Raw genomic sequence first — 3499 nt, 5'->3', positions numbered from 1 at the left:
CGGGCCAGTTCGTCACACGATGCCTGGACTTCGCAAACTTGTGGCGGCGCGACGCGTGGTGTTTGAACGGCATTCACAAAACTTCAGAAGGGAAACAACGTCGAGCGCGTAGGGCACAAATCGGATTAATGCAACAACGCCCTTAATGGCCCCTGATCACGACGTTTCCCTTGGTTATGAAATGCTCGAGCTCGCCGGCGCGTTCACATCAAGGGAACAGTGGCTTGCCGCGATAGAAAGTCTAAAAGAACAATAGCTCTACCAGGACACTGCTGCCCCCAACTCAGTGATCGTCGGAGTATGGGACACTTGAACGGGCGACGTGGAATGCGTTATTTTAGTGTATTGATGCAAAATACACCTAAAAGTTCAAGGAGGCTAAGTTGAGCTATGCCTGAGAAAATCAATACGTTGAAAGCTCTCGAGCATATCAGGTTCTGTGAGGATAATAGCCTAGATCCTGTATGTTCGCTGACGGGAAAGGAAATTGACCAACTCCCTGCTAGCGAACGTCAGTTTATTGAATCTCTTCCGAGGTCGGCATTGGTTTCAGCAATCGAAGTGTTTTTCGAAATGACGCCTGGCTGGGCATCTAGCGCAACTCGAAAGTCTTGAGAAAAGACAAATAATCGGACAGAAGATGGCCAAGAAGGCTGTTATTCTATGGGCCGTAATTGCTTTCGGCACATACTGGTTTGGGACTGGAGAGCACGAATTCGAAGCTCCGACGGTCAGACCGAGCGCTTCGCATAAAGCATCCAAAACCCAAGTAACGAACCCCTCGCCGCCGCGCTCAGATACAAAGCGTGCCAGGTCGGCTTTCATCAAAGGAAATCGAGTTGCTTTTCGGGCGGGGCCGGGAAAAGAATATGAGATCCTCGATCGTTTCGATGCCGGTAGAAGAGTGGAAATTCTTGAAGTGCAGGCCAAGTGGTCAAGAATTCGGGACGATCTTACCCAAAGAGAAGGTTGGTCCGCAAATTTCCTCATAACCGAGAAGCAGGCCGAGCTGGAGAGGAAAAAAACACCTGCATTTCAAATTAGCGCTTCGAACACCAAACTCTCAGATGAAGCAATTGCAAAAAAGATCATCGCCCGATCTCTGAGCCATTATCCAAGTTCTTGCCCTTGCCCATACAATCGCGATCGCGGAGGCAGGAAATGCAGTAAACGGAGTGCCTATTCCCGCCCAGGAGGATATTCGCCAATCTGCTATGAGAGTGATGTTACTGATAAGATGATAGCAGCGTTTAGGGGCAGATAAGGGACCGTGAAGGGAATAGCGGCTTGCGTGCTCCGATTGGAGTTAGCTGCCATCTATCGGCTCTGGTTTTGGTGGCGACTCCGGCCCAGAGCAGTCATTTGACAAGAAACTTTTAAACGGCTGGTCCTGACCCGAAGCGGACGTTCGGTCCGTTGCTTTTTGTGGAAGAGATAGGCAGGAATTCGTCGTGCCTTTCCAAGCATACGAGCTGTCTATTCCACCATATAAATGTGCTAAGATTTATTACCTGCTTTAACCTGGGAAAGCTGCGCCAACCGTCCGCGCAGCTGAGCCTCAAGCCGTTGTCTAGCTTTAGGTGATTTGGCACAACATAATTCGCTACGGATTTCTACGATTTTCTTCCGCTGTCGATTTGGAATAATTACAATATCTCGACGCAGAACAACGCCTGTTATTTCTGCTGGACGGTCCCTTTTTGAGCGCTCCTTCGCTTTCGCGTATCGATGACCATGCCGGTGTAAAGTCTTTTTGATTTGCCAAATCATATTCTCGGGCACGACTTCCCCCGAAATCGTGAGATCATCAGCGTAAACGCTGAGTTTGCAGCCCGCTCGATCAACGAGAGCAGCAATCTCTTCCCACATATCAACGTAACAAAAATACGCAAGAATCGGACTGCAAGGACTACCTTGAGGTAGCACACCCCTGTGGGTCACGATTTTTGCAAGTATCACAGCAACGTCTGGTGCGCATTCCATGCGCCGACGGAAAAACCAAATTGCCTTGTTGATAGTGCAGCTGGGAAAAAAATCTTCGATATCCAATAGGCGGACTGAACGTGCTCCACGATGGACTGCAGCATTGTCAACGTATGACCGATCAGCCACCGGAGCGAATAGATAATCTGGTGGGGCGATACGCGAAAGCAGGACGGCGATACGAGTTTGGACATCTTTTAACGGCTTTATTGGAGCGTTGATATCTCGCATGCCGCCGCTATTCTTTTTTTCTTCTGGAAATGGATGTACCCGTTTTCGAGCTCTGCTAGTGATTTGAGTTTTTTTGGTGAAGCATAAAGCAGAGACGCCAATTTTGATTTGGATTCTAGGCGAAAGAACGGGCTGTCCTTATAGCTATATCTATGCTTTCCCATCTGCTGTATTTGCCTCGATGAACTGCAGAAACTGCAACACCTTCCCTGCTATAGCAGAGCGGGTCCGTGAAGCTTTTGTCGGGTTGCCTATGTTTTCCGCAAAAAAAAGAATTGAAGACGGTGGGATGCCGAATTCATCCGAATATTTTTGGATTACATCGAACGAAGGTACTTTCTTGCCACTTTCCAACTCTGATAAGTACGATTTTGATAAATCTATCCTGTCAGCAAGCTCTTGCTGCTTTAAATCATGATAAACGCGGATTAATCGAAGTGCTTCCGCCAGCATTTCCTTCTCCTATTCTACGCTAGGATACAATGGAAGCACGTTGTTGCATTAATCCGATTGGTGGCCTACGTGCTCGACGTTGTTTCCCTTCTGAAGTTTTGTGAATGCCGTTCAAACACCACGCCTCCCGCCGCCACAAGTTTGCGAAATCCAAGCATCGTGTAACGAACTGGCCCGAGTATAATGAGAGCCTGCGCCGGCGTGGGGATGTCACGGTCTGGGTTGATGAGAGCGTGGCACATCATTGGGGCGTTGCACACACCGGCAAGCGGGGCCGGCCGGGGACATACTCCGATTTGGCGATCACGGTTAGTCTGGAGATCCGGACCGTTTTCCATTTGGCCCTGCGGCAAACCCAAGGGTTCCTGCGCTCCGTGTTCAGGCTGATGAAGCTGGAACTGGACGTTCCGGACTTTACCACGCTCTCGCGCCGAGCCGGCGGGCTTGAGCCTTTGCCGCGGGCAAGAACCGAAGCGCCTGTTTCCCTTGACCTTGTCTTGGACAGTACTGGCCTGAAGGTCTTTGGGGCCGGAGAATGGCTGGAAACCAAGCACGGCAAGACGTCCAGGCGCCGCTCGTGGCGCAAGCTCCACCTGGGGCTGGATCTGGAGACCGGTCAGATCGAATGCAGTGAGCTGACGACAGACGACATCGGTGATCCCTCGGCCGTGCCGGATCTTTTGGACCAGATTGACGAACCCCTGCATCGCTTTCTTGCGGACGGTGCCTATGACGGCGCCGCCACACGGACCGAGATCATGCAGCGCTTTGCCGATGTGGAAATCATCATTCCACCGCCGAAGACGGCCGTTGCCGGCCCTGAGGCCGAGAC

At 50.9% G+C, this 3499-nt stretch carries 4 protein-coding genes; 2 read left to right on the top strand and 2 right to left on the bottom strand.

The annotated features are described in order from the left end of the window. The first annotated feature begins 640 nt into the window (after nucleotides 1–640). Nucleotides 641–1264, top strand: a complete 624-nt coding sequence (locus ABJZ52_RS18220; RefSeq protein ID WP_348184845.1) for an SH3 domain-containing protein — start codon at nucleotides 641–643, stop codon at nucleotides 1262–1264. Between the two features lie 233 nt (nucleotides 1265–1497). Here ABJZ52_RS18220 and ABJZ52_RS18215 read toward each other — a convergent pair whose 3' ends face one another. After that, nucleotides 1498–2214, bottom strand: coding sequence for a reverse transcriptase family protein (locus ABJZ52_RS18215; protein WP_348184847.1), 717 nt, complete (start codon nucleotides 2212–2214; stop codon nucleotides 1498–1500). Nucleotides 2215–2364: 150 nt separating this feature from the next. After that, nucleotides 2365–2667, bottom strand: a complete 303-nt coding sequence (locus ABJZ52_RS18210; RefSeq protein WP_348184849.1) for a helix-turn-helix transcriptional regulator — start codon at nucleotides 2665–2667, stop codon at nucleotides 2365–2367. 104 nt (nucleotides 2668–2771) lie between these two features. Here ABJZ52_RS18210 and ABJZ52_RS18205 point away from each other — a divergent pair. Beyond that, the coding region (locus tag ABJZ52_RS18205; RefSeq protein ID WP_348487818.1) for an IS5 family transposase at nucleotides 2772–3499 on the top strand (728 nt) is incomplete at its 3' end.

The sequence above is a fragment of the Roseibium sp. genome (assembly GCF_039982295.1).
GTDB lineage: Bacteria > Pseudomonadota > Alphaproteobacteria > Rhizobiales > Stappiaceae > Roseibium.
This window is presented reverse-complemented; position numbering and strand designations above follow the sequence as displayed.